The sequence below is a fragment of the Salegentibacter sp. T436 genome (assembly GCF_001932675.1).
Classification (GTDB): domain Bacteria; phylum Bacteroidota; class Bacteroidia; order Flavobacteriales; family Flavobacteriaceae; genus Salegentibacter; species Salegentibacter agarivorans.
The window spans coordinates 2,853,439-2,874,652 of record NZ_CP012872.1 but is presented as its reverse complement, the minus strand read 5'-3'; the positions used below and the strand labels follow the sequence as shown (position 1 = coordinate 2,874,652).

General features: G+C 35.7%; 20 protein-coding genes. 10 read left to right on the top strand and 10 right to left on the bottom strand.

From position 1 onward, the window contains the following. Window positions 1-2: 2 nt before the first annotated feature. Both AO058_RS12605 and AO058_RS12600 read right to left on the bottom strand, forming a co-directional pair. Complete coding sequence (locus tag AO058_RS12605) at window positions 3-752, bottom strand: C40 family peptidase (RefSeq protein WP_075326902.1); 750 nt, start codon at window positions 750-752, stop codon at window positions 3-5. Between the two features lie 18 nt (window positions 753-770). Then, a complete protein-coding gene (locus AO058_RS12600; protein ID WP_075326901.1) occupies window positions 771-1,952 on the bottom strand; it encodes an acetyl-CoA C-acyltransferase in 1,182 nt (393 codons plus the stop codon). Between the two features lie 115 nt (window positions 1,953-2,067). Here AO058_RS12600 and AO058_RS12595 point away from each other — a divergent pair, with 115 nt between their 5' ends. Further along, complete coding sequence (locus AO058_RS12595) at window positions 2,068-4,113, top strand: HD family phosphohydrolase (protein ID WP_075326900.1); 2,046 nt, start codon at window positions 2,068-2,070, stop codon at window positions 4,111-4,113. A gap of 4 nt (window positions 4,114-4,117) precedes the next feature. On the opposite strand, the gene AO058_RS12590 is transcribed toward AO058_RS12595, so the two are convergent. Beyond that, the gene (locus AO058_RS12590; RefSeq protein WP_075326899.1) at window positions 4,118-4,567 is read right to left on the bottom strand and encodes a transcription elongation factor; all 450 of its coding nucleotides are present in this window, start codon (window positions 4,565-4,567) and stop codon (window positions 4,118-4,120) included. Between the two features lie 189 nt (window positions 4,568-4,756). On the opposite strand from AO058_RS12590, the gene AO058_RS12585 reads away from it, so the two are divergent. Beyond that, window positions 4,757-5,410, top strand: a complete 654-nt coding sequence (locus AO058_RS12585) for a hypothetical protein (protein WP_075326898.1) — start codon at window positions 4,757-4,759, stop codon at window positions 5,408-5,410. Window positions 5,411-5,412: 2 nt separating this feature from the next. Next, entirely contained in the window at window positions 5,413-6,144 is a 732-nt protein-coding gene (locus AO058_RS12580) for a DUF3307 domain-containing protein (RefSeq protein ID WP_075326897.1), read from the top strand. Here the strand turns inward: AO058_RS12580 and AO058_RS12575 are convergent. Next, window positions 6,121-6,528 (bottom strand): hypothetical protein, encoded by a 408-nt coding sequence (locus AO058_RS12575; RefSeq protein WP_057483138.1) that lies wholly within the window; start codon window positions 6,526-6,528, stop codon window positions 6,121-6,123. The genes AO058_RS12580 and AO058_RS12575 overlap by 24 nt on opposite strands. A gap of 190 nt (window positions 6,529-6,718) precedes the next feature. Here AO058_RS12575 and AO058_RS12570 point away from each other — a divergent pair, with 190 nt between their 5' ends. The 4 genes from AO058_RS12570 (at window position 6,719) to AO058_RS12555 (ending at window position 9,901) form a co-directional block, all read left to right on the top strand. Continuing rightward, window positions 6,719-8,077: an NAD-dependent succinate-semialdehyde dehydrogenase gene (locus tag AO058_RS12570; protein WP_075326896.1), complete on the top strand. Its 1,359-nt coding sequence runs from the start codon at window positions 6,719-6,721 to the stop codon at window positions 8,075-8,077. Between the two features lie 6 nt (window positions 8,078-8,083). Next, window positions 8,084-8,959, top strand: coding sequence for a DUF72 domain-containing protein (locus tag AO058_RS12565; protein ID WP_075326895.1), 876 nt, complete (start codon window positions 8,084-8,086; stop codon window positions 8,957-8,959). Window positions 8,960-8,966: 7 nt separating this feature from the next. Continuing rightward, window positions 8,967-9,380 (top strand): NUDIX domain-containing protein, encoded by a 414-nt coding sequence (locus AO058_RS12560; protein WP_075326894.1) that lies wholly within the window; start codon window positions 8,967-8,969, stop codon window positions 9,378-9,380. Window positions 9,381-9,505: 125 nt separating this feature from the next. After that, entirely contained in the window at window positions 9,506-9,901 is a 396-nt protein-coding gene (locus AO058_RS12555; RefSeq protein WP_075326893.1) for an acyl-CoA thioesterase, read from the top strand. Here AO058_RS12555 and AO058_RS12550 read toward each other — a convergent pair. The 6 genes from AO058_RS12550 to tsaD form a co-directional block, all read right to left on the bottom strand. Continuing rightward, window positions 9,898-11,076, bottom strand: a complete 1,179-nt coding sequence (locus AO058_RS12550; protein WP_075326892.1) for a THUMP-like domain-containing protein — start codon at window positions 11,074-11,076, stop codon at window positions 9,898-9,900. The genes AO058_RS12555 and AO058_RS12550 overlap by 4 nt on opposite strands. A gap of 10 nt (window positions 11,077-11,086) precedes the next feature. Continuing rightward, window positions 11,087-12,127 carry an AI-2E family transporter gene (locus AO058_RS12545; protein ID WP_243870488.1) on the bottom strand — a complete coding sequence of 347 codons (1,041 nt, stop codon included), beginning with the start codon at window positions 12,125-12,127 and terminating at the stop codon, window positions 11,087-11,089. A 60-nt stretch (window positions 12,128-12,187) separates the two neighbouring features. Beyond that, window positions 12,188-12,709 carry a TrmH family RNA methyltransferase gene (locus tag AO058_RS12540; RefSeq protein ID WP_075326890.1) on the bottom strand — a complete coding sequence of 174 codons (522 nt, stop codon included), beginning with the start codon at window positions 12,707-12,709 and terminating at the stop codon, window positions 12,188-12,190. Then, the gene (locus tag AO058_RS12535; RefSeq protein WP_075326889.1) at window positions 12,709-13,362 is read right to left on the bottom strand and encodes a DUF4159 domain-containing protein; all 654 of its coding nucleotides are present in this window, start codon (window positions 13,360-13,362) and stop codon (window positions 12,709-12,711) included. Before AO058_RS12535 ends, AO058_RS12540 begins: the two co-directional genes overlap by 1 nt. Before the next feature lie 89 nt (window positions 13,363-13,451). Then, window positions 13,452-14,162: a 16S rRNA (uracil(1498)-N(3))-methyltransferase gene (locus AO058_RS12530; RefSeq protein ID WP_075326888.1), complete on the bottom strand. Its 711-nt coding sequence runs from the start codon at window positions 14,160-14,162 to the stop codon at window positions 13,452-13,454. A 3-nt stretch (window positions 14,163-14,165) separates the two neighbouring features. Beyond that, window positions 14,166-15,188, bottom strand: coding sequence for a tRNA (adenosine(37)-N6)-threonylcarbamoyltransferase complex transferase subunit TsaD (gene tsaD / locus AO058_RS12525; protein ID WP_075326887.1), 1,023 nt, complete (start codon window positions 15,186-15,188; stop codon window positions 14,166-14,168). Window positions 15,189-15,314: 126 nt separating this feature from the next. Between tsaD and AO058_RS12520 the strand changes: the two genes are divergently transcribed. The 3 genes from AO058_RS12520 (at window position 15,315) to AO058_RS12510 (ending at window position 21,162) form a co-directional block, all read left to right on the top strand. Then, on the top strand, window positions 15,315-19,685 hold the full coding sequence (locus tag AO058_RS12520) for a translocation/assembly module TamB domain-containing protein (RefSeq protein WP_232228832.1): 4,371 nt from the start codon (window positions 15,315-15,317) through the stop codon (window positions 19,683-19,685). A 121-nt stretch (window positions 19,686-19,806) separates the two neighbouring features. After that, the gene (gene pfkA, locus AO058_RS12515; RefSeq protein ID WP_075326885.1) at window positions 19,807-20,793 is read left to right on the top strand and encodes a 6-phosphofructokinase; all 987 of its coding nucleotides are present in this window, start codon (window positions 19,807-19,809) and stop codon (window positions 20,791-20,793) included. A 3-nt stretch (window positions 20,794-20,796) separates the two neighbouring features. Further along, window positions 20,797-21,162 carry a methylglyoxal synthase gene (locus AO058_RS12510; RefSeq protein ID WP_075326884.1) on the top strand — a complete coding sequence of 122 codons (366 nt, stop codon included), beginning with the start codon at window positions 20,797-20,799 and terminating at the stop codon, window positions 21,160-21,162. The last annotated feature ends 52 nt before the right edge of the window (window positions 21,163-21,214 follow it).

Below are 21,214 nucleotides of genomic sequence, written 5' to 3'. Positions count from 1 at the left end.
TCTTAAATGATCTTTTTTATTACCCGCAATTGGTGGGTATGTCTTTTTAATTCGGCATTAAAAATTCCTGAATGATCAATGCGATCAATTCTAACCTTTCCATCTACGTGAATAATGTAGTTATCGTTCATCATAATACCTACGTGATCTATTATTCCTTCTTTATCATCAAAAAAGGCAAGATCTCCGGCTTCACTTTCTTCAATAAAACTAAGTGGTTCACCTTGTTTAGCCTGATCGGCTGAATTTCTATTTAATTGGTAGCCGTTTAGCTTATAAACCATTTGTGTAAGTCCGCTGCAATCAATTCCCAGCGGCGATTTTCCGCCCCAGGCATACGGACTGTTTAAATAGAGTAGTGCAGTTTTTACAATTTCCATTTTAGGTTTCTCTCCCGAAACCGAATGTCCCTCAAAGTGATGGTTTAATAAACCGATAGCATTAAGCGAAGCGCCAATAGGAATAGTTATAAGATGCCCGTTATGATCGGTCACAAAATCAAAAAGATCTGCAGAATATTTTGGAGTAGCCTGGTCTAACTGGAAGTAAGTTTCTTCCGAAATTTTAAGTAATTGTTTATTTGAGATCCAGGCCTCAAAATTATCGAATGCAACACGAATCCTGCTCCATTGAGCACGTTCTTCAAGTATTTTAAAATGTTCTCCATAAAGAACCTGAGAGACCATTTCGCTATTATTAGATGTGGTTTCGCGAAGTGGCACAATGCTTAGGGGGCAAATTCCGTATTGCATTCAATAAAAAATATAAAATTAAGAGTTTCGCTCTATTACCATTGCAGATGCACCGCCACCGCCATTACAAATTGCGGCTGCACCTAATTTAGCATTATTTTGCTGCAATACATTTAGTAAAGTAATAAGAATTCTTACTCCGCTACAGCCCAGTGGGTGACCTAGAGAAACAGCACCACCGTGAACATTGGTGATCTCGTCGCTAATTCCTAAAATCTTCATATTGGCCAGTCCAACTACAGAGAAAGCTTCGTTAAATTCAAAGAAATCTATATCATCTTGAGCAACACCTGCGTTTTTAAGCGCTAAAGGCAAAGCTTTGGCTGGAGCAGTTGTAAACCATTTTGGCTCCTGTGCGGCATCAGCAAAACCTTTAATGCTGGCCAGGATCTCTACGCCCAATTCTTCTGCTTTTGCACGGCTCATTAAAACCACGGCACCTGCACCATCGTTAATGGTAGAAGCATTTGCAGCAGTTACCGTTCCGTCTTTACTAAACGCTGGACGAAGTGAGGTTATTTTATCCATTCTCACATTCTTGAATTCTTCGTCTTCTTTTACCACTAAAGGATCTCCTTTTCGCTGCGGAACTTCAACCGGCACAACTTCATTATCAAATTTTCCATCGGCCCAGGCCTCAGCAGAACGTTCGTAAGATTTAATGGCAAATGCATCCTGATCTTCTCTGGAGAAATTATGCTCCGTAGCACATAGATCGGCGCAAACACCCATCGCATTATGGTCGTAAGCATCTACCAAACCATCTTTTTGCATCCCGTCTTCCATTTTTGCAGGCCCAAATTTCTGACCTTTTCTATGGTATAAATAATGCGGAATTAAACTCATATTTTCCATTCCACCGGCAACAACTATAGAATTTTGTCCTAGCATAATAGATTGTGCGCCTTGCATCACGGCTTTCATCCCGCTGGCACATACTTTATTTACAGTTGTACAAGGAACAGTATCTGGAATTCCGGCTTTCAAAGCCGCCTGTCTTGCAGGTGCCTGGCCAACACCGGCCTGCACTACATTTCCCATTAAAACTTCCTGTACAAGTTCAGGTTTTAAATTAATTTTATTTAGAGCTCCTTTGATGGCAACAGCACCAAGATCTGTAGCTTCTACGGTAGATAAGCTACCTAAAAAACTTCCAATTGGAGTCCTTGCGGCGCTTACAATTACTACTTCGTTATTCATCATTTATGTTTTAGTTATTTCTTCTTTTGCGAATTTAGTGATTTTATAAGGAACTTAACAAGAGTGCTCCTTTGGGCGCTATTTTTTAGTACATTTGAGCAATAGCACGATTTATATGAAGAAATTCGTAAATAACCTGTATAAGAATCAGGCATTATTTTACAAGGTATTTTTATTTGCGCTTACCGCAGTGCTAATTGTTTACCTGCTTCCTAAAGGTGGAAATTTTAAATATGAAATTCCTAAGGGGAAGCCGTGGCAATATGAAAATTTATATGCGCCTTTTGATTTTGCTATATTAAAATCTGAAGAAGAAATCCAGGATGAGCGCCAGCAAATAATAAACAACCATACTCCATATTTTCAGTTTAACCAGGAAATTCCCAATCAGGTAAAATCTGAAGTGCCCGAGGTAGTAACGGAAGTTTTTCCCGACTCTATTTTAAAAAACAGGGAAATTCAAATTATTGGTTTTGTAAATGAAACCCTGGAAGGTGTCTATGAATATGGTTTATTACAGGACAACAACAGGTTAGAAGATAATCAGTTGGTTTATTTACGAAAGGGAAATGAAGCCTTTGAAATTTCTTATAAAAATATTTTAAAACAAGACCAGGTAAGGGATTTTTTAAATTCTGAAATTGAAGAATCTAATCTTTCAGAAGTTGAAAATGAATTATTAGAAGTATTTTTCAACCTCATAGAACCTAACGTAAGTTTTGATAGCGAATTTACCCAGAAAGAGCTACAAAGTAAACTGGATAACATCTCTTATACCCGCGGTAATATAGAACAGGGCAGTAGGGTAATAGCCCGGGGGGAAGTGGTAGAAGGCAATAAATATAATATTCTTAGATCGCTTAAAAATGAATATGAATCCCAGGTTTGGAGTGAAAGCAATTATAAGTGGATTATAGTTGGATATAGTGTACTAGTGGCGCTGGCGCTTTTAATGTTACTGCTATTTATTAGGAAATACCGGCAGGAAATTTTTGAGAATAATGTGAAGGTAACATTTATTTTCTTCAATATTCTCTTTATGGTGTTGCTCACCACCCTGGTGGTTAATTTCAATATAGATTACGTATATGTAGTACCTTTGTGTATTTTACCACTTACTTTAAAAGCCTTTTTTGATGCTCGTTTAGGAATGTTCACTCACGTGATTACGGTGCTATTATTAGGTTTTATTGTACCTAACAGTTACGAGTATATGTTTCTGCAAATTATAGCAGGAATTGTTACTATTCTAACTGTTTCTGAACTTTATAAGAGGGCAAATCTTTTTATATCTGTAGGGCAAATTACCCTGGTTTACATTATTTCATACTTTGCTTTCACCGTTATTCAGGAAGGAAATATTGCCGATGTAGAAGGTGAAGTTTTACTAACCTTCCTACTTGGGGGATTGGCCACTCTATTTGTGCAGCCTTTGATTTATATCTATGAAAAGATCTTCGGAATGGTTTCAGATATGTCTTTGTTGGAACTCTCAGATACCAATTCAAAATTACTGAAAGAGCTTTCAGAAAAAGCACCTGGAACATTTCACCACTCTCTCAATGTTGCTAACCTGGCTGAAGCTGCCGCCAATGAAATTAATGCAAATGCCATGTTGGTTAGGGTAGGAGCGCTTTATCACGATATTGGGAAAATGAAAAATCCGACTTATTTCTCTGAAAATCAAACTTCAGCGGTGAATTCACATGATGAACTGGCGCCCAAAGAAAGCGCACAAATTATTACCGATCACGTAATTAACGGAATTGAAATCGCTAAAAAACATAATCTTCCAGATAGGGTTATAGATTTTATTAGAACACATCACGGGACCACCACGGTTTACTTCTTTTATATGAAAGAGAAAGAGCAAAATGATAACGCGGTAGCAGATGATTTCAGGTATCCCGGCCCTATTCCTTTCAGTAAAGAAACAGCAATATTAATGATGTGTGATAGTGTAGAAGCCGCCAGTAAAAGTTTAAAGGAACCAACTGCTGGAGTAATAGATAATTTTGTAGAGAAGATTATTGATAAGCAAATGAAGGAAGAGCAATTTTTAAATGCTAATATTACTTTTAAAGAAATACAAGTGGTGAAAAAGATCCTTAAACGTAAGCTTAAGAATATTTTTCACCTCAGGGTAGAATATCCGGAATAGGTTTTTAACCTACTGCGGTAATTTTCACTTCCTCATCATTGAATTTAAAGGTATCTCCTTCTTCTTTTCCTTCCATTTCCTGGTAGATTGGAGCTTCAGTAGAAATTGCATACACGCTACTTCCATCTTCCATAGAAATTTCACCAATAGGGACTGAGATAAAATAATAGTTCCCGCTGGTTTCTACAACGCTACCAAAACTAATTTTCTCGCTATAATGATCTGGATCTATGCGGCTTAAACTTTCTTTCATCTCACGGGCATCGCTCAAACGACTCGCATTTTTTTCGAAATCGCTTAGTAACTCACCTTTATTATCTTCGTCATAATCTGTTTTTACATCGTTGGCCTCCATAGATTCTTTTATGAGGTCCATTTCTTTTTGATATCGTTCTATTTGCTTATTTACAGTATCTAAACAGTTTAAATAGAGTTCTTTTTTATTACTTACCATATTATTTTTTTGTTGATTTTTTTTAAAATTAAATAACCTAAACAGTCTACAAGAACATTTAGCAAAAGTTTAATAAGACCGGTTAATCTGTATATAAGTCTGTAAGCTTATAATGCTTAAATATAAGCCTATAAACTTATAAAGAGTTAATATAAGCTTACAGACTAATATTTTTATTATATTTGAAATATGATAGCCGTAATCACAGCCGATTTAGTGGATTCTTCCAATTATTCAGAATCGTTTTTAGATGAAATTTTAAAGAATCTAAATTCAGAATTTGAAAAATTGCAGCAGGATTATGCCGAAAATGAAATTGATTTTGAAATTTATCGCGGCGATAGTTTCCAGGGTATTATTTCAAAATATCAGGATTCATTAAAAATAGCTTTGCGAATAAAGAGCCTTATTAATAAAGTAAAATCCAAAGATCAAAAAACTTCAAGTAGTTTGGCCGATGTGAAAATTGCTATTGGAATTGGCACTTTCGACTATAAAGGAGATTCTATAGCCGAATCTAACGGACAGGCTTTTCAATTATCGGGAAGAACTTTAGACGAGATGAAAAACGATTCCAGGAAAATTCGTTTAAAGACACCGCTGGAAAGCTTAAATTCTGAATTTGAGGCAAGCTTATTTCTATTAAATGCGGTTATGGAAAAATGGAGCCAGGCTTCAGCAGAAGTGGTTTATTTTCTTTTAAAAGGAATGAAAGAAACCGAGATTGCCAAAATATTGAATATAAGTCAATCGGCGGTAAATCAGCGAAAAAAGGCATGTGGTTGGGAAGCAATTTCGGTCTTACTGAAACGTTTTGAAAATGTAACCGCCCAGAGCTTTTAATTATGGAAGAAATTACCTTAATCTTGCTTCAACTTCTCCTGGCACATATTTTAACCGATTTTGTGCTGCAACCCACCAAACTGGTAAAACAAAAAAGAGAGAAAAAAGCGAAGTCCTGGTTTTTATATTTTCACTCATTTTTAGCGGGTTTCCTAACTTATCTCTTTCTTCAGCAATGGCATTTATGGTATATACCTATTGTAATTAGTGTAAGCCACTTTTTTATCGATCTATGGAAACTTCAGCATAAAAAAGATACTTTAAAACTGTTTTTATTAGATCAATTATGGCATATACTCATCATAATTTTGATTTGGCTTTATCTTATTGAAGGCTTTTCAGAATTGATTCCTTTTGTTGCTGAAATATTTTCTTCACAACAGATCCTTGCAATTTTGATGGGATATTTACTGGTTATTTTTCCAACCGGTTTTCTAATTGGGAAAGCTACCAGCCGCTGGCATAATGAACTTGAACCCAATGGCGAAAGCCATAGCCTGGAAGCTGCAGGAAGATATATAGGTATTTTTGAAAGGATTTTAGTACTAACCTTTATTCTCACTCAAAATTTTTCGGCCATAGGTTTTCTTATCGCTGCTAAATCTATTCTACGCTTCAGCGATAAAACCGATGCCAGCGCCAGAAAGCAAACCGAATACGTACTTATAGGAACATTAATGAGTTTTGCGATCACTATTTTAATCGGGCTTCTAGTACGCTACTTCCTCTTCTAAAAGCTGAATATTGCTTTGTAAACGCTCTTTTACAATATTCATCATACGTTTATTTAAGGCCGAAGAATTTTCAATATAGGTAGCATATTCTTCTAAAGTGAATTGTCCTATTATAATACCCTTTAAACTATTTCTGAATTTTATATCCTTTTGGATTGCGTTTTCAATATAAATAAAGCGTTTTTCCAGCTTAAGTTCATAGAATTTATTCTTGTGTTTTTTGGTGTAATTTCTAAAGACTTCCAGTAACAATTCATCCTGAAGTTTGGCGATTGGCCGTAAAGTTCTGTTCTGAAATTGTTCGTCTAAACTCATGTTTTCTGAAACTCGGGCCGAAGGAATTTCTGGCCTAAGTGCTACTAATTGAAGGTCACGTGGTATCATAAGAACTGTGTTTTTCTTAAATTTAATAAACTTTAAACCTCAAAAGTCGGGCCTCATTAAAGACTTGTAAACTAGTTATAAACATTTCTGCACGTTAAAATCGTCTTAATCGGCCTGCCTAAGCCTATTCTTCTTTTTATCTTTAAATGAAAGCCTGGATCAACCAAATTCTAAAAACATTAATTAACCAATGATAATTTCAAGGAATCCATATACAGGAGAGGAAATTTCTAACCATCACGAATTAAGTGATACCGAAGTTGAAAAATGTATACAAAAAGCTCATTCCAGGTTTAAATCCTGGAAGGAAACTTCATTTGCAGAGCGCAGTAATTTAATGATGAAAGCTGCAAAAGAGCTTAAAGATAATACCCAGGAATATGCAGAAGCTATTACAAAGGAAATGGGGAAACCTATTACCCAGGCTGTGGCAGAAATTGATAAATGTGCCTGGGTTTGTGAATATTACGCTGAAAATGCAGAATCTCAATTAGAAAATGAAAAGATAAAAACCGATGCTAAAAACTCTTACGTAGCTTATGAGCCTTTAGGAGTAGTCTTGGCAGTGATGCCGTGGAATTATCCTTTCTGGCAGGTATTTAGGTTTGCGGCGCCTGCACTTATGGCTGGGAATATTGGAATTCTAAAACACGCCAGTAATGTGATGCTTTCCGCCAATAATATTCAAAAAGTATTTGAAAGGGCAGGTTTTCCAAAAGATTGTTTTCAAAACCTGGAAATTGGCAGTAAAAAAGTTGAAAATATAATACGAAATACAAATGTAAAAGCCGTAACCTTGACCGGTAGCGGTCGTGCAGGAAGCAGTGTCGCTTCTATTGCCGGCGAAGAAATAATGAAATCGGTTTTAGAGCTTGGAGGAAGTAATGCGTTAGTGATATTTAAAGACGCTAATATTGCTGAAAGCGTTAAAACATGCGTACAAGCTCGGTTTCAAAATACAGGTCAAAGCTGTATTGCCGGGAAACGTTTACTATTACATAAAGATATCGCTGAAGAATTCCTGGATGAATTCACCAGGCAGGTTCGCGAATTAAAAAGTGGCGATCCTATGAATAAAGAAACCTTTATTGGGGTCATGGCCAAAGAAAGCCTGGCCGAAGATTTGGAAGACCAGATCAAAGATTCTGTAAAAAAAGGTGCAAAAATTATCCTGGGCGGAAAACGCGATGGAACTTATTTTGAACCTACTATCATCACAGGAGCCAAAGAAGGAATGCCTGTTTTTGATGAAGAAACTTTTGGACCTGCGATCTCTGTAACCGAATTTAAAGATGACCAGGAAGCGGTAGATCTCGTTAATTCTTCCAGTTTTGGTCTTGGCGTTTCTATTTTTACAGAAGATGAAAAATTCGCGCTTAAAATGGTTCCCAAATTTGAAGATGGAGCTGTGTTTGTGAACGAGCTTGTTAAGAGTGACCCCAGACTACCTTTTGGCGGTACTAAGATTTCGGGCTATGGGAGAGAATTATCGCATCACGGGATCAGGGAATTTACCAATAGAAAAACTGTTTACTTTAACAAATATTAGTTTAAAATGAATTTTGGAAAAGTAGACCATCCCGAAAATATGGATTTTACGCTGCCTGAGACTCATTCAGACACCATTAAAGTACTTAATAAGAGGGGAAATAAAAATGGGTTTAAAGATGTGCGTATTGGCTGTGCAAAATGGAACAAAAAAGACCTGAAGAACTTTTATCCGAAGGGTACAAAAGATGAGTTGAAATATTACTCTTCCCAATTTAATAGTATAGAATTCAACGGTTCTTTTTATAGAATGTATCCCGAAGAACAGTTTGAAAAGTGGTATGGAAAAGCCGATGATAATTTTAAGTTTTTCCCAAAAGTTCCAAGAATTATTAGTCATATAAAAAGGCTTAATGGGACCGAGGGGCTAACTGATGATTTTGTAAAAAACCTGCTTCAATTAAAAGAGAAATTGGGAATGGTTTTTCTTCAAATGCGTGACGATTTTGCTCCAAAGTTTATAGATAGGTTAGATGATTTCCTTGCACATTGGCCAAAGGAAATTCCGCTCTCATTAGAATTAAGGCACCCGGATTGGTATGCTGATGAAAACACAGCTAATGAACTATACGATGTTCTGATAACAAGAGATGTGGCACATATAATTACCGATACCGCCGGAAGACGCGATCTAATTCATATGCGGTTAAGTAATACCACCGTTTTTATTAGATACAACGGCGCTAATCACAGTTCAGATTATACAAGGTTAGACGATTGGTTAGATAAGCTTGAAGAATGGCATAAAGAAGGTTTGGAGAATGTATACTTTTTTATACATCAAAATGTAAAAGAGGCTTCGCCATTGCTTTCAGCATATTTTATAGAACGCTTCAATAAAAGATTTAAAACAGATATAAAAATACCTAAAACTTTAAATTAGAATAATAATGAAACAGCAAGAAGTAGCAGTAACCGTAGATAGTGTAGTTTTTTGTAATGCAAATAATGAATTCAAGGTTTTACTTATAAAAAGAAAAAATGATCCTTACGGAGGCCAGTGGGCATTGCCTGGTGGCTATATTAATGAGGCCGAAGATTTAGAAACAGCCGCCAAAAGAGAACTCGAAGAAGAAACAGGAGTTGCGGTAAAAACAATGGAACAGGTGAGAGCCTTTGGAGCTCCGGGTCGGGATCCAAGAGGAAGAACTATTTCTATAGCCTTTGTAAGCCGAATATTCTGTGAAGAGGAACTTAAGGCTGGGGACGATGCAGGTGAAGCCTCATGGGTAAATGTTAATGATTTACCGGAATTAGCTTTTGATCACGCCCAAATAATTGATGCTGCAAAAAATTATTTATAGAATTTAAAAATTCTTATGCTCTTAATTATTAAAATCTGAAATAATCCATTTGATTTTAAGGAGCCGGTAAAAATTTTAAAAGCTTTTATCAGCCTGTATTTTATGGTTATTTTTAAAACAAAAATATGAGATTTCATACCAGAAAATGGATTAAACCAGAAGACCTAAACCCCAATGGTACTTTGTTTGGCGGGAATTTACTGGCCTGGATAGACGAAGAATGTGCTTTGTACAGTATTATTCAGCTGGAAAATTCAAAGTGTGTCACTAAATATATGAGTGAGATAAATTTTCAGCATTCTGCGAGACAGGGAGATATTGTTGAAATAGGGATTGAAGTGCTTAAATTCGGTAATACCTCGCTAACCTTAAAATGCGAGGTTAGAAATAAAATGACACGCCATACTATTATTACTATAGATAAAGTGATTATGGTAACTTTAGATGAAGAGGGCAAGCCAACCCCGCACGGGAAAACCAAGGTTGAATTTGTAAAAGACAGGTTACAGAATCGCGCCTAAACCTTTTCGCAAACCAGCACTATTTTTTGATTATTGATATTGGTGGTAAAGAATAAATAGGTTTTTCCGCCGTCTTTTATTTTTAATTTTTTTCTCAAAATAACAACGCTTTCAGGAAAATTTCTGGTGGTAATATTAGCTTTAAGGTTTTTAAACTTCTTCTTTAATAAACCGGGTTTATATTTTTCAATTTCAAGTATTTTGAATTTTCTTCCCGGGAAATTAATTTCTTTTTCTGAAGTATACAAATGAGAATTGGTATGAAGTTTTGAAGTTTGCGTTTGTAAAGCAATTTCCTTGAAAAGTCCGCTTTTCATAATGGCGGCATTAGGCTCATATAGAAAATTTTTAGGTAAAGAATATGCTACTTCGCCAGTGAGTTTGTCTAAAATACCTTCAAATTTTTCTACACCTTTTTTCGTAAAGTTTAGCGTTGTGATTTTCATTTCCTGATTATCGCCTTTCTTCAAAAACCAGAGTAATTCTTTAACTTCATTATTTACCGCTATTATATGTATTTCAGTAACAAACTGTAATTCTGAAATTCCGGATTGTAAATCGAGTAGTGGAGAGGTTTTTATAAGAATTATATCGGTTTTCTTGAAAAGCAAGTCACGATTTGCAGGAACATTTGGTAAACAATCGGCCAGTCTAAAGACTTTACCACCTGCATTATCACGCCGCGCGGGATCTACATAAATACAATCGAAATTTTGATCTGTATTTTTTAAATATTCAATACTATCTTCATTTTTAAAGGAAATATTTTCCCACCCTAATTGTTTTAAATTATGTGCTGCGATTTCAGATAATTCAGCATTTAATTCGCAATGAATTACTTCTTTAAAATTCTGAGCAAAATAAAAATCATCTATTCCTAGTCCGCCGGTTAGATCTATTAAAGTTTTACCTTTTACAAGTGAAGCCTTGTATTTTGCGGTAGTTTCAGAAGAAGTTTGCTCTAAATTTAATTTTTGTGGATAATAAATCTGGGAGTTTTTAAACCAGGTTGGCAACTTTTTTTCAGCCTTTTGTAATCCTGTTAATTGCTGCGCTAATTCTGAAGAAGAAATTCCGCTAAAAGAGCTTCCGCGTAGCGCTAACTCAGCAGCAGTGGTTTTCAGGTTATTTCTAAGAAATTCCTGAACCTCTTCATTTAAAATCGCTTTATTCAAAATTAAGGATTTAAAGGTCTCGGGTAAGTCGTTTTACGATCTTATATTCACTTAAAGATTCTTTTGCAATTACTTTAAGCGCCGTATAGAAGGGAACTGCGACCACCATCCCGGTAATTCCAAAAATAATACCTGCAATTAAGATTATTAGAAAAATTTCTAATGGATGTGATCTTACGCTGGCACCAAAAATCATAGGTTGGGAGATCATATTATCTATAAGCTGACAAATAGCATAGCCCAACATTATATACCCTAATTTTGGGAGTATAATTAGTTGAAAATCGGCACCAAGATTACTGGAAATAACAAATAATGCCATTAAAATCCCGGCAAAAAGAGGACCTAGATAAGGTACCAGGTTTAAAAATGCACAAATAAAAGCAATGGCTATAGGATTATTAATTTCGAAAACACTTAATAAAACCGCGTAAAGAACAAATAGTACGGTTATTTGTAAGGTAAGCCCAACAAAATAGCGCGATAGTAAAATTTTAATCTTATTAAAAACACGCTGAAATTTCTTTTCGTCACCACGGTTTGCAAAAACCAGGATACTATTCAGCATTAACTTACTGTCTTTAAGCAGAAAAAAGGAAATAAATAGTATAGAAAAAATAGCAATAATAGTAGCTCCCAAAATGCTAAAAACATTGTTTAAAAGCCTGGGAACCGCACTTATATCAAAGTTTCTAATAAATTCACTTTGTTTTAAGCCTTCAATTAAATTAATCTCCTGAACTCCCAGATAATTATTTATTTGATCGTTAAGTTCATTTAGATCGCTCCTAAAAGCTTCCATATCTATTCGGCTTAAATACTGACTTTGCTCTACCACGATGGGGACAAAGACGAAAATAATTCCCGCAAATATGGAAAGGACAAGAATGAGCACAAGAATTACCGAAAGTTGGTTTGGAATCTTTAATCTTTGTCTAAAAAAGATAACTACAGGCCGGCCAATAAGCGAAATTACTGCTGCAATAGCGATATAAACCAATACCGATTGGATTTCCCATAAAAAATACAGCAAAAGAACAATGCCAATCATTATTCCTGCCGCTCTTAATATCCCTAAAGTAATCGATTTTGAGTTCACGAGGTAAATATATTATTTCTTAGTGAAAGCGAATATTGTTTTTGATATTTCATATAATGCAATTCCTGCGGCCTGGGCAACATTCATACTACTATTTTGCCCAAACATATTGATATGCAAATGTTTATCTGAAATTTCTAATAATTCTTTATTTATTCCTGAAACTTCATTTCCCAGGATTAGAATAACGTTCTTTTTTTCTTCAGAATATTTAAAATCTTCAACAGGAATACTGGCTGAAGTAATTTCAAGCGCATAAACGTTACTATTGTCTTTTAAATCTCTTATAAAACCCTGTGCATCCTGCGTAAATTCATACACTACGGTTTTATGAGTATTTCTGGCCGTTTTTTGCAGTCTTCTGCTATCAAGATTAGGTTCAGTGCCCGAGAATACAATCTTTTCTACATTAAAAGCATCGGCGGTTCTAAAGATGCTACCAATATTCGCTTCCCCGGTAATATTGTCTAATAGAAGAATAACCGGAGATTTTTCTTTATTGAATTTTTCGTCAAAATGGGTGAGTTGTTTCATTAATTCTCAAATACGTATTTTAAAATATTTGCTCCCATTTGCAGTGCTTTTAATCTTACTTCTTCGGGATCCTTGTGAACTTCGGGGCTTTCCCAGCCATCACCTAAATCACTTTCTACAGTAAATAAGAGAACAAGCCTGTTTTTATCAAAAATCCCTAAAGCCTGTGGCGGTTTATTATCATGTTCGTGAATTTTAGGCAAGCCACGCGGAAAATTAAATGCTGAATTAAAAATAGGATGATTGGCCGGCAATTCTTCAAGTGTTTCTTCGGGAAAAATTTTCTTTAGCTCTTTTTCTAAATATTGCTGCATTCCGTAATTATCGTCTATATGGAGGAAACCACCGCTTAATAAATAATTTCTAAGATTTTCGGCTTCTTTATCATTGAAAACTATATTTCCATGGCCCGTCATATGCACAAAAGGATATTGAAAAATATCTGAATTCTCTGGGGTAACCGTAACCGGTTTGGCGTTTAAATGTGTACCGATATTATTGTTGGCAAAATTTATAAGATTGGGTAAGGAAGTAGGATTTGCATACCAATCGCCACCGCCATTATATTTTAATAGCGCTATCTCCTGAGCTGCTAAGAACTGGCAGCAACCAAGAAAAATAATTAAGAATAAATATTTTTTTAAATTCAACATTTGGGTAAAAATATCAATAAAAAAGGGAGTTTACTAACCCGGAATAAATTTCAAAATATTTTGAAAAAATTTAGGTTAATTCTATAGGCTTAATCCTGGTTTATAAGTGCTAAGGTATGGCAGGCAACTACGGCTGCAGTTTCTGTTCTTAAGCGGCTTTCACCCAAACTCACAGGTTTCCAGTTATTTTTAAGTGCTAATTTTATTTCTTCAGGAGAAAAATCACCTTCGGGACCAATTAAAATAGTTATATTTTCTTGTGGTTTAGCTTGATTTTTTAATAAAAAACGTTCCATTCCATCTTCACAATGAGCAATAAATTTTTGCCCTTCGGTTTCAGTTGTTATAAATCCTGAAAAACTAATCGCTTCATTAAGAATAGGTAAATTATAATGTAAAGATTGCTTCATCGCACTTTGCAAAACCCTTTCGTAACGATTCAATTTTATGGTTTTTCTTTCGCTGTGATCACAAATTATAGGGGTGATCTCATCAATCCCAATTTCGGTAGCTTTTTCCAGGAACCACTCGTACCTGTCATTCATTTTGGTAGGCGCTACTACAAGATGCAAACGATAAGGTTTAGAAGCTTCTTCTTCAACCTTAATAACCTTAGCTAAACACTGCTTAGGGTTAGCTTCAATTATTTCTGCCGTAAATAAAAATCCTTTTCCGTTGGTTACTTTTAAAGTATCACCAGCACTTTTTCGCAAAACCTTCGCAATATGCCGACTTTCATCTTTTGGAAAGACAATTTGTTTATCGGTTTTTTCAATATTTGGCGTGTAAAAAAGTTGCATTGATTAAAAGTTATAACGTGCCTGGGCAGTAATAGAATAGTCTGAAAAATCTTTTTCCAAATATTTGTAATGGCCCGCGATAGCAATCATCGCTGCATTATCTGTAGTATATTCAAATTTTGGAATAAAACAGTTCCAGCCGTATTTTTTTTCAGCATCCATAAGCGCATTTCTAATCCCGCTGTTTGCTGAAACCCCACCGGCTATGGCAATTTGATTAATTCCGGTTTGTTTTACTGCTTTCTTCAGTTTATCCATTAAAATTCTAACTATTGAAAACTGAATGGAAGCGCAGATATCTTTCAAATTTTCAGCAACAAAATCAGGATTTTCTTTGGTTTGTTTCTGCACAAAATAGAGCACTGAAGTTTTAAATCCGCTAAAGCTAAAATTCAAATCAGATACTTTAGGATTGGGAAACGGAAAAGCTTTATGATTCCCTTCTTTAGAATATTTATCTATTAAAGGCCCGCCGGGATAGGGTAGACCTAGAATTTTAGCGCTTTTGTCAAAAGCTTCCCCCACGGCATCATCGGTAGTTTCACCAATTACTTCCATTTCAAAATAACTAGAAACTTTTACGATTTGGGTGTGGCCACCGCTTATGGTTAAAGCCAAAAAAGGAAACTCTGGTTTTTTAAAACCATTTTCTTCAATAAAGTGCGCTAAAATATGCGCTTGCATATGATTCACTTCAATAAGTGGAATTCCTAAACCAAGCGATAAAGACTTGGCAAAAGAAGTGCCCACAAGCAAAGAACCCATAAGGCCGGGACCACGTGTAAAAGCAATTGCAGATACATCTTTTTTACCGATATTTGCGCTGGCCAATGCCTGGTGAATTACAGGAACTATGTTTTGTTGGTGAGCCCTGGAAGCGAGTTCTGGTACTACACCGCCGTATTGTTTATGAACTTCCTGGGTTGCTACAATGTTAGATAGTATTTTACCGTTATGCAGTACAGCTGCAGCAGTATCGTCGCAGGAAGATTCGATCCCTAATATGTAAATATTTTGTGAAGCCATTAAGAAATAAGGGGCATAGAAATTGTTAATATTGTGTACAAAGTTAAAATATAAAAGCGTATCAAAAAATTCTGGAAAATATTAACTAGAACAGTGGTTGCGCTGGTTTTACTTTTTGTCATAATTTTGATCGTATTCTCCATTCCTGCCGTCCAAACCGGTATTGCAAACCGCATTACTACTTCAATTAACGAAAATAACCAGGTAAATATTTCTGTAGACCGTGTTAGTCTCACGTATTTTGGCCGGGTGAAAATTAATGGAGTTTACATTGAAGATCATCATAAAGATACCTTAATTTTTTCTAAAGAATTACGTACTTCACTATTAGGAATTTCAAACCTCTTTAGCAATAACCCACATTTAGGAAAAACCTATTTAGAAGGTTTAGAACTAAATATGAAAAAATATAAAGGCGAAGACAGGGATAATCTTGCTTATTTTATTCAGCAATTAAGCACTAAACCCTCTGGCAATTCTACACAATTTGAACTTCTGGTAGATAGGGTAGAGATTAATAACGGTTCTTACAGTTTTATAAATGAAGATAGTGAAAACCCGGAATTCGTAGTTCTGGACGATTTAAATATTTATGCCACAGATTTAAAAATTAAGGGGCCAGAAATTAATGTTGATATTGAAGGACTTAAGGGTTACGAAAAGCGTGGCTTAAGGGTAGATAACCTAAGCACGAATTTTTTCTATAGTCCGCAAAAAATGGTTTTTGATAATCTCAGGATTCAAACTCCCCAGTCTTTTGTAAAAGCAAACCTGGAATTTAATTATGAAACCGAGTATTTCTCTGATTTTGTTAATAAAGTTGAAGTAACAGGAACTTTTACTGAAAGTATTATTTCCAGTACCGATCTTCAGGCTTTTTATTCAAGTTTTGGAGATGACCAAATAATGCAATTAACTACCGATATTGATGGAACGTTAAACGATTTTGTTCTTCCCAATTTGCAATTAACCGGGATGGATCGTAGCAGGATTGAGGGAGAAGTTAATGTTGAAGGAGCATTTTCTCGCGGAGGTGAAAATTTTAAATTAACAGGAGATTTTAGTGATTTTACTACTAATTATTACGACCTGGTGAATTTATTGCCGGGTGATCTTCAGGGAAAACTTCCCGAAAATCTTCGGGATTTTGGTAATTTAAGAATGCGTGGTGATGCTATTGTTACCGGTTCAAATTTAGATGCAGATGTAATTATAAATACGCAATTAGGCTCGGCTGAAGCAGATCTAATTTTACGTGGTTTTGATAACCCGAGAGAAGTAACCTACCAGGGTAAACTAATTTTTGAAGATGTAAACATTGGTAAACTCGCTAATAATTCAAGCCTGGGAAAAACCAGCTTTAACCTGGATATAGATGGTAGCGGATTTGATGCTGAATCGCTGGATGCCGAATTAAAAGGACAAATTTCTAAATTGCAATTTAACGGGTATACCTACCAGGGCATACGGGTTATTGGGAATCTTAGAAATCCGGTTTTTAATGGTTTATTAATGGCCAGCGATCCTAATTTAAAAATGGAATTTAATGGTTTGGCCGACCTTTCTGAAGATATAAATAACTACGATTTTGAAGCTTCTGTTGGTTATGCCGATCTTAATGCCCTAAATTTTGTGTCTCGCGATACCCTTTCTATTTTTAAAGGAGACGTGATTATGAATATGAAAGGCACCAGTATAGACGATGCTTTTGGTGAAATTTTGCTGCTTAACACTTCCTACCAAAATCAAAATGATCTTTACTTTTTTGATGATTTCAGCATAACTTCCAGTTTTGAAGGCAGGGAAAGAACTTTAAGTATAAACTCTCCCGATGTGATAAGCGGTGAAATTATTGGAGATTTCAATCTTTCAGAAATAAGACCTTTAATTGAGAATTCGCTGGGAAGTATTTATACCAATTATCAACCCAGAACCATTACCAATAATCAATACCTTGAATTCGATTTTGATATTTATAATAAGATTATAGAAGTTTTTTACCCCGAAATTAATCTTGCACCAAATACATTTATTCGTGGTCACTTAGCTTCAGATGAATCTGAATTTAAAGTGAATTTCCGTTCTCCCAGAATAGATATTTTCGGGAATATGATGGAGACCGTAAATCTAAACGTAGATAATACCAACCCTATTTATAATACCTATTTTGAAGCCGATAGCGTTTCTACAAATTTTTATAATTTTTCTGAATTCAGCTTTATTAACGTAACTCAGCGCGATACGCTTTTTATAAGATCTGAATTTCAGGGTGGCAAAAACAATGAAGATTTTTTTAACCTTAACCTTTTTCATACTATTAACGAAGAAAATAAATCGGTTGTTGGGATACAGCGGTCAGATCTTACTTTTAAAAATAATACGTGGTATATAAATGAGGAAAGCAATAAAAGCAATAAAATAGTTTTTGACCTAGATTTTAAAGATTTTGCGATAGATTCTTTGGTGATGAATCATAAAAATGAAGAAATAAGGCTTAGCGGCGTTATGAGAGATTCTACGTATAAAGATTTTAAAATGGAATTTGATAATGTAGATATTGGCAAAATCACTCCCCATATAGATAGCCTGGACCTTGCCGGAACGCTAAATGGAAAATTCGATTTACTTCAGGAAAACGGGGCTTATTATCCCAATACAAATCTTAAGGTAGATTCTTTAAATATTAACGACAATTTACTGGGTAATTTGGTACTGGATGTAGAAGGAAATGAAAATCTCACCAATTATAATATAAATGCCAATTTACGTAAAAATGGCAATGAATCTTTAAATGCCATAGGAAGTATAAATGTGAGTGGGAGTGAACCCACCATAGAAATGGATGTAGATTTAGACGAATTAAATCTTGCTGCATTTAGTCCTTTGGGAGGTGAAGTACTTAGTAATATTAGGGGTGGTGCCTCAGGAAATGCCCAGGTTTCGGGAAATTACAAAAATCCCGATTTTTCAGGAGAAATAAGTCTTGAAAATGCAGGTTTACGGGTTCCATATCTTAATATAGATCTGGATTTTAAAGATGAAGCAATAGTTAATTTAACCCAGCAGGAGTTTGTATTTGATGATGTTGAAATTGAAGATACTAAATACAAAACCACCGGAACCCTTAATGGAAGTATTGGGCATAAAAATTTCAAGGAATGGGATTTAGATCTAAATATTGATACAGACAGGCTTTTGGTTTTAGATACCGAAGGTGATGAGGACGCCCTGTATTACGGAACAGCTTTTATAAGTGGAGACGCAAGTATAGCCGGCCCTACAGATCAATTGGTTATAGATGTTACCGCCACAACCGAGCGCGGAACGGTTTTTAAAATTCCGTTAAGTGATACAGAATCAGTAGGAGATAACTCGTACATTCATTTTTTAAGTCCAGAAGAAAAAGCTGCCCGTGAAGCCGGTGAATCTATTGAGCTGCCTGAAGTCACTGGCCTGGAACTTATATTTGATCTTGATGTTACCAATGATGCTGAAGTAGAAGTAGTAGTAGACCAAACCAGTGGAAGTACATTGAAAGGCCGTGGTTCAGGAAACTTACTTTTGGAGATAAATACTAACGGAAAATTTAATATGTGGGGTGATTTCGTAGTATATGAAGGAGTTTATAATTTTAAGTATGCGGGGCTGGTTCAAAAAGTTTTTAATGTAGAATCTGGCGGAAGTATCAATTGGAATGGAGATCCTACCGATGCTCAACTTGATGTGAGTGCAATTTATTCCTTAAACGCAAACCCAGCAGTTTTACTTGAAAATCCTTCAATTAACAGAAAAATTCCGGTGGAAGTAGTTATAAATTTGCAGGGAGAAATAGAACAACCCGATATTACTTTTGATATTGCTTTTCCAAACGCCAGCTCTGTGGTTAGATCTGAGTTAGAATATAGAATGGACGACCGTTTCAGTAAAGAGCTACAAGCGTTATTCCTGGTAACCCAGGGAGCTTTCTATAGTGAATTCGGATTAAGGCAAAATGCAATTACAGGAACTTTGGCTGAAAGGGCTTCGAGTATAGTGAACGATATTTTTGCGGGAGATGATGGTAAATTTCAGGTTGGCGTTAATTATGTACAGGGAGATCGCACGCCAGACCAACAAACCGTAGACCGGTTTGGATTAACACTTTCTACCCAAATTAACGACCGGGTAATTATTAATGGCCAGGTAGGTGTGCCCATTGGAGGGGTTACCGAATCTATTATTGTAGGCGATCTGGAGATAGATTTTCTTTTAAACGAAGACGGAAGCTTAAGAGCAAAGGTTTTTAATCGGGAAAATAATATTCAGTTTATAGGGGAAGAAATAGGCTTCACACAGGGAATTGGGTTGTCTTATTCGGTAGATTTTGACACCTTCAAAGAATTGATTAGAAAAATTGCAAATACCGAAATTCAATCTTTAAATAGCGAAACCGAGCAAGAAGAGCCTGCAACGCGTCCCCAGTCTCCTGATTATATTCGTTTTCCAGATGAAAATTAAAAATCAGGAATATTAAGCAAGTCAATTAAGAATATTCAAATCTCGAATATTGGGTAAAACTTATTCTTTTTTCTTTTCAGGTAGCTTCTGAGTTTGTAATTTTAGGCAAGAATTTTAAAGTATGACAAAAAGAATTAAACGAATAGGAGTAATGACCTCCGGCGGAGATTCCCCCGGAATGAACGCTGCAATAAGAGCTGTGGCAAGGGCAAGTTCTTATTATCGTGTTGAATGTCTCGGGTTTATGAGAGGCTTCCAGGGAATGATAGAAAACGATTATATAGAGCTTAATGCACGTAGCGTTAGAAATATTATCAATTTAGGCGGAACTATCCTAAAATCGGCCCGGTCTAAAGAATTTCTTACTGAAGAAGGTAGGGTGAAAGCCGCGGCCAATCTTAAAAAAGCTAATATAGATGCAATGATTCTTATTGGTGGTGACGGGACCTTTAGAGGTGGAAAAGTTTTTAGTGAAGAACATAATATCCCTGTAATTGGCGTGCCGGGAACTATAGATAACGATATTTTTGGAACCCATTATACCATAGGTTACGATACGGCTTTAAATACAGTTATAGATGCTGTAGATAAAATTCGCGATACTGCCAGTTCCCATAATAGATTATTCTTTGTAGAAGTAATGGGTAGAGACGCGGGATTTATTGCGCTAAACAGTGGAATTGGAGCAGGAGCAGAAGAAATTTTAATTCCAGAAGAAGATCTTGGTTTAGATCGTTTGCTAAACTCCCTGGAGCGCAGCCGTAGATCTGGAAAAACATCAAGTATAGTTATTGTTTCTGAAGGTGACAAAATTGGTAAAAATGTATTTGAGCTGGCAGCTTACGTAAAAGACAATTTACCTTATTACGATGCAAAAGTTACCGTTTTAGGGCATATTCAACGAGGTGGAAGTCCAACTTGTTTTGATCGTGTTTTGGCCAGTAGATTATGCGTGAAAGCAGTAGAACTTGCCCTGGACGGTCAGCAGGATATTATGGTTGGAATGATGAATAATGAAATAAAATCTATAGAACTGGTAAATGCATTAAAATCAAAACCTACAATTAATAAGGAATTACTTCGCATTTCTGATATTTTATCTGTCTAATTTATGAAAACAGTTGCAATCATTGCCCACAACGGGAAAAAGGCTGAGATGGTTCAGTTTTTAAATAACCATAGAGAAGCCCTTCAGGCTAAAAATATTACCTTAATTGCTACGGGAACTACGGGCGCAAAAACAGAATCTGCCGGTTTTGAGGTTGAAAAACTACTATCAGGCCCCTTAGGTGGAGATGCGCAAATAGCCTCCCGTATTGCCGAAGGTAAAGTAGATATGGTAATCTTCTTTAGAGACCCGCTGGACAAGCACCCACATGAACCCGATATTTTTATGTTAATGCGTTTGTGCGATGTACACGATATTCCCCTGGCTACAAATCCCGCCAGTGCCCGTTTATTAATGCAGGCTTTCTAAAATCTAATTTATTTAATTGAAATTTTCACCCCGCTTTCTTCTATTTTTAATT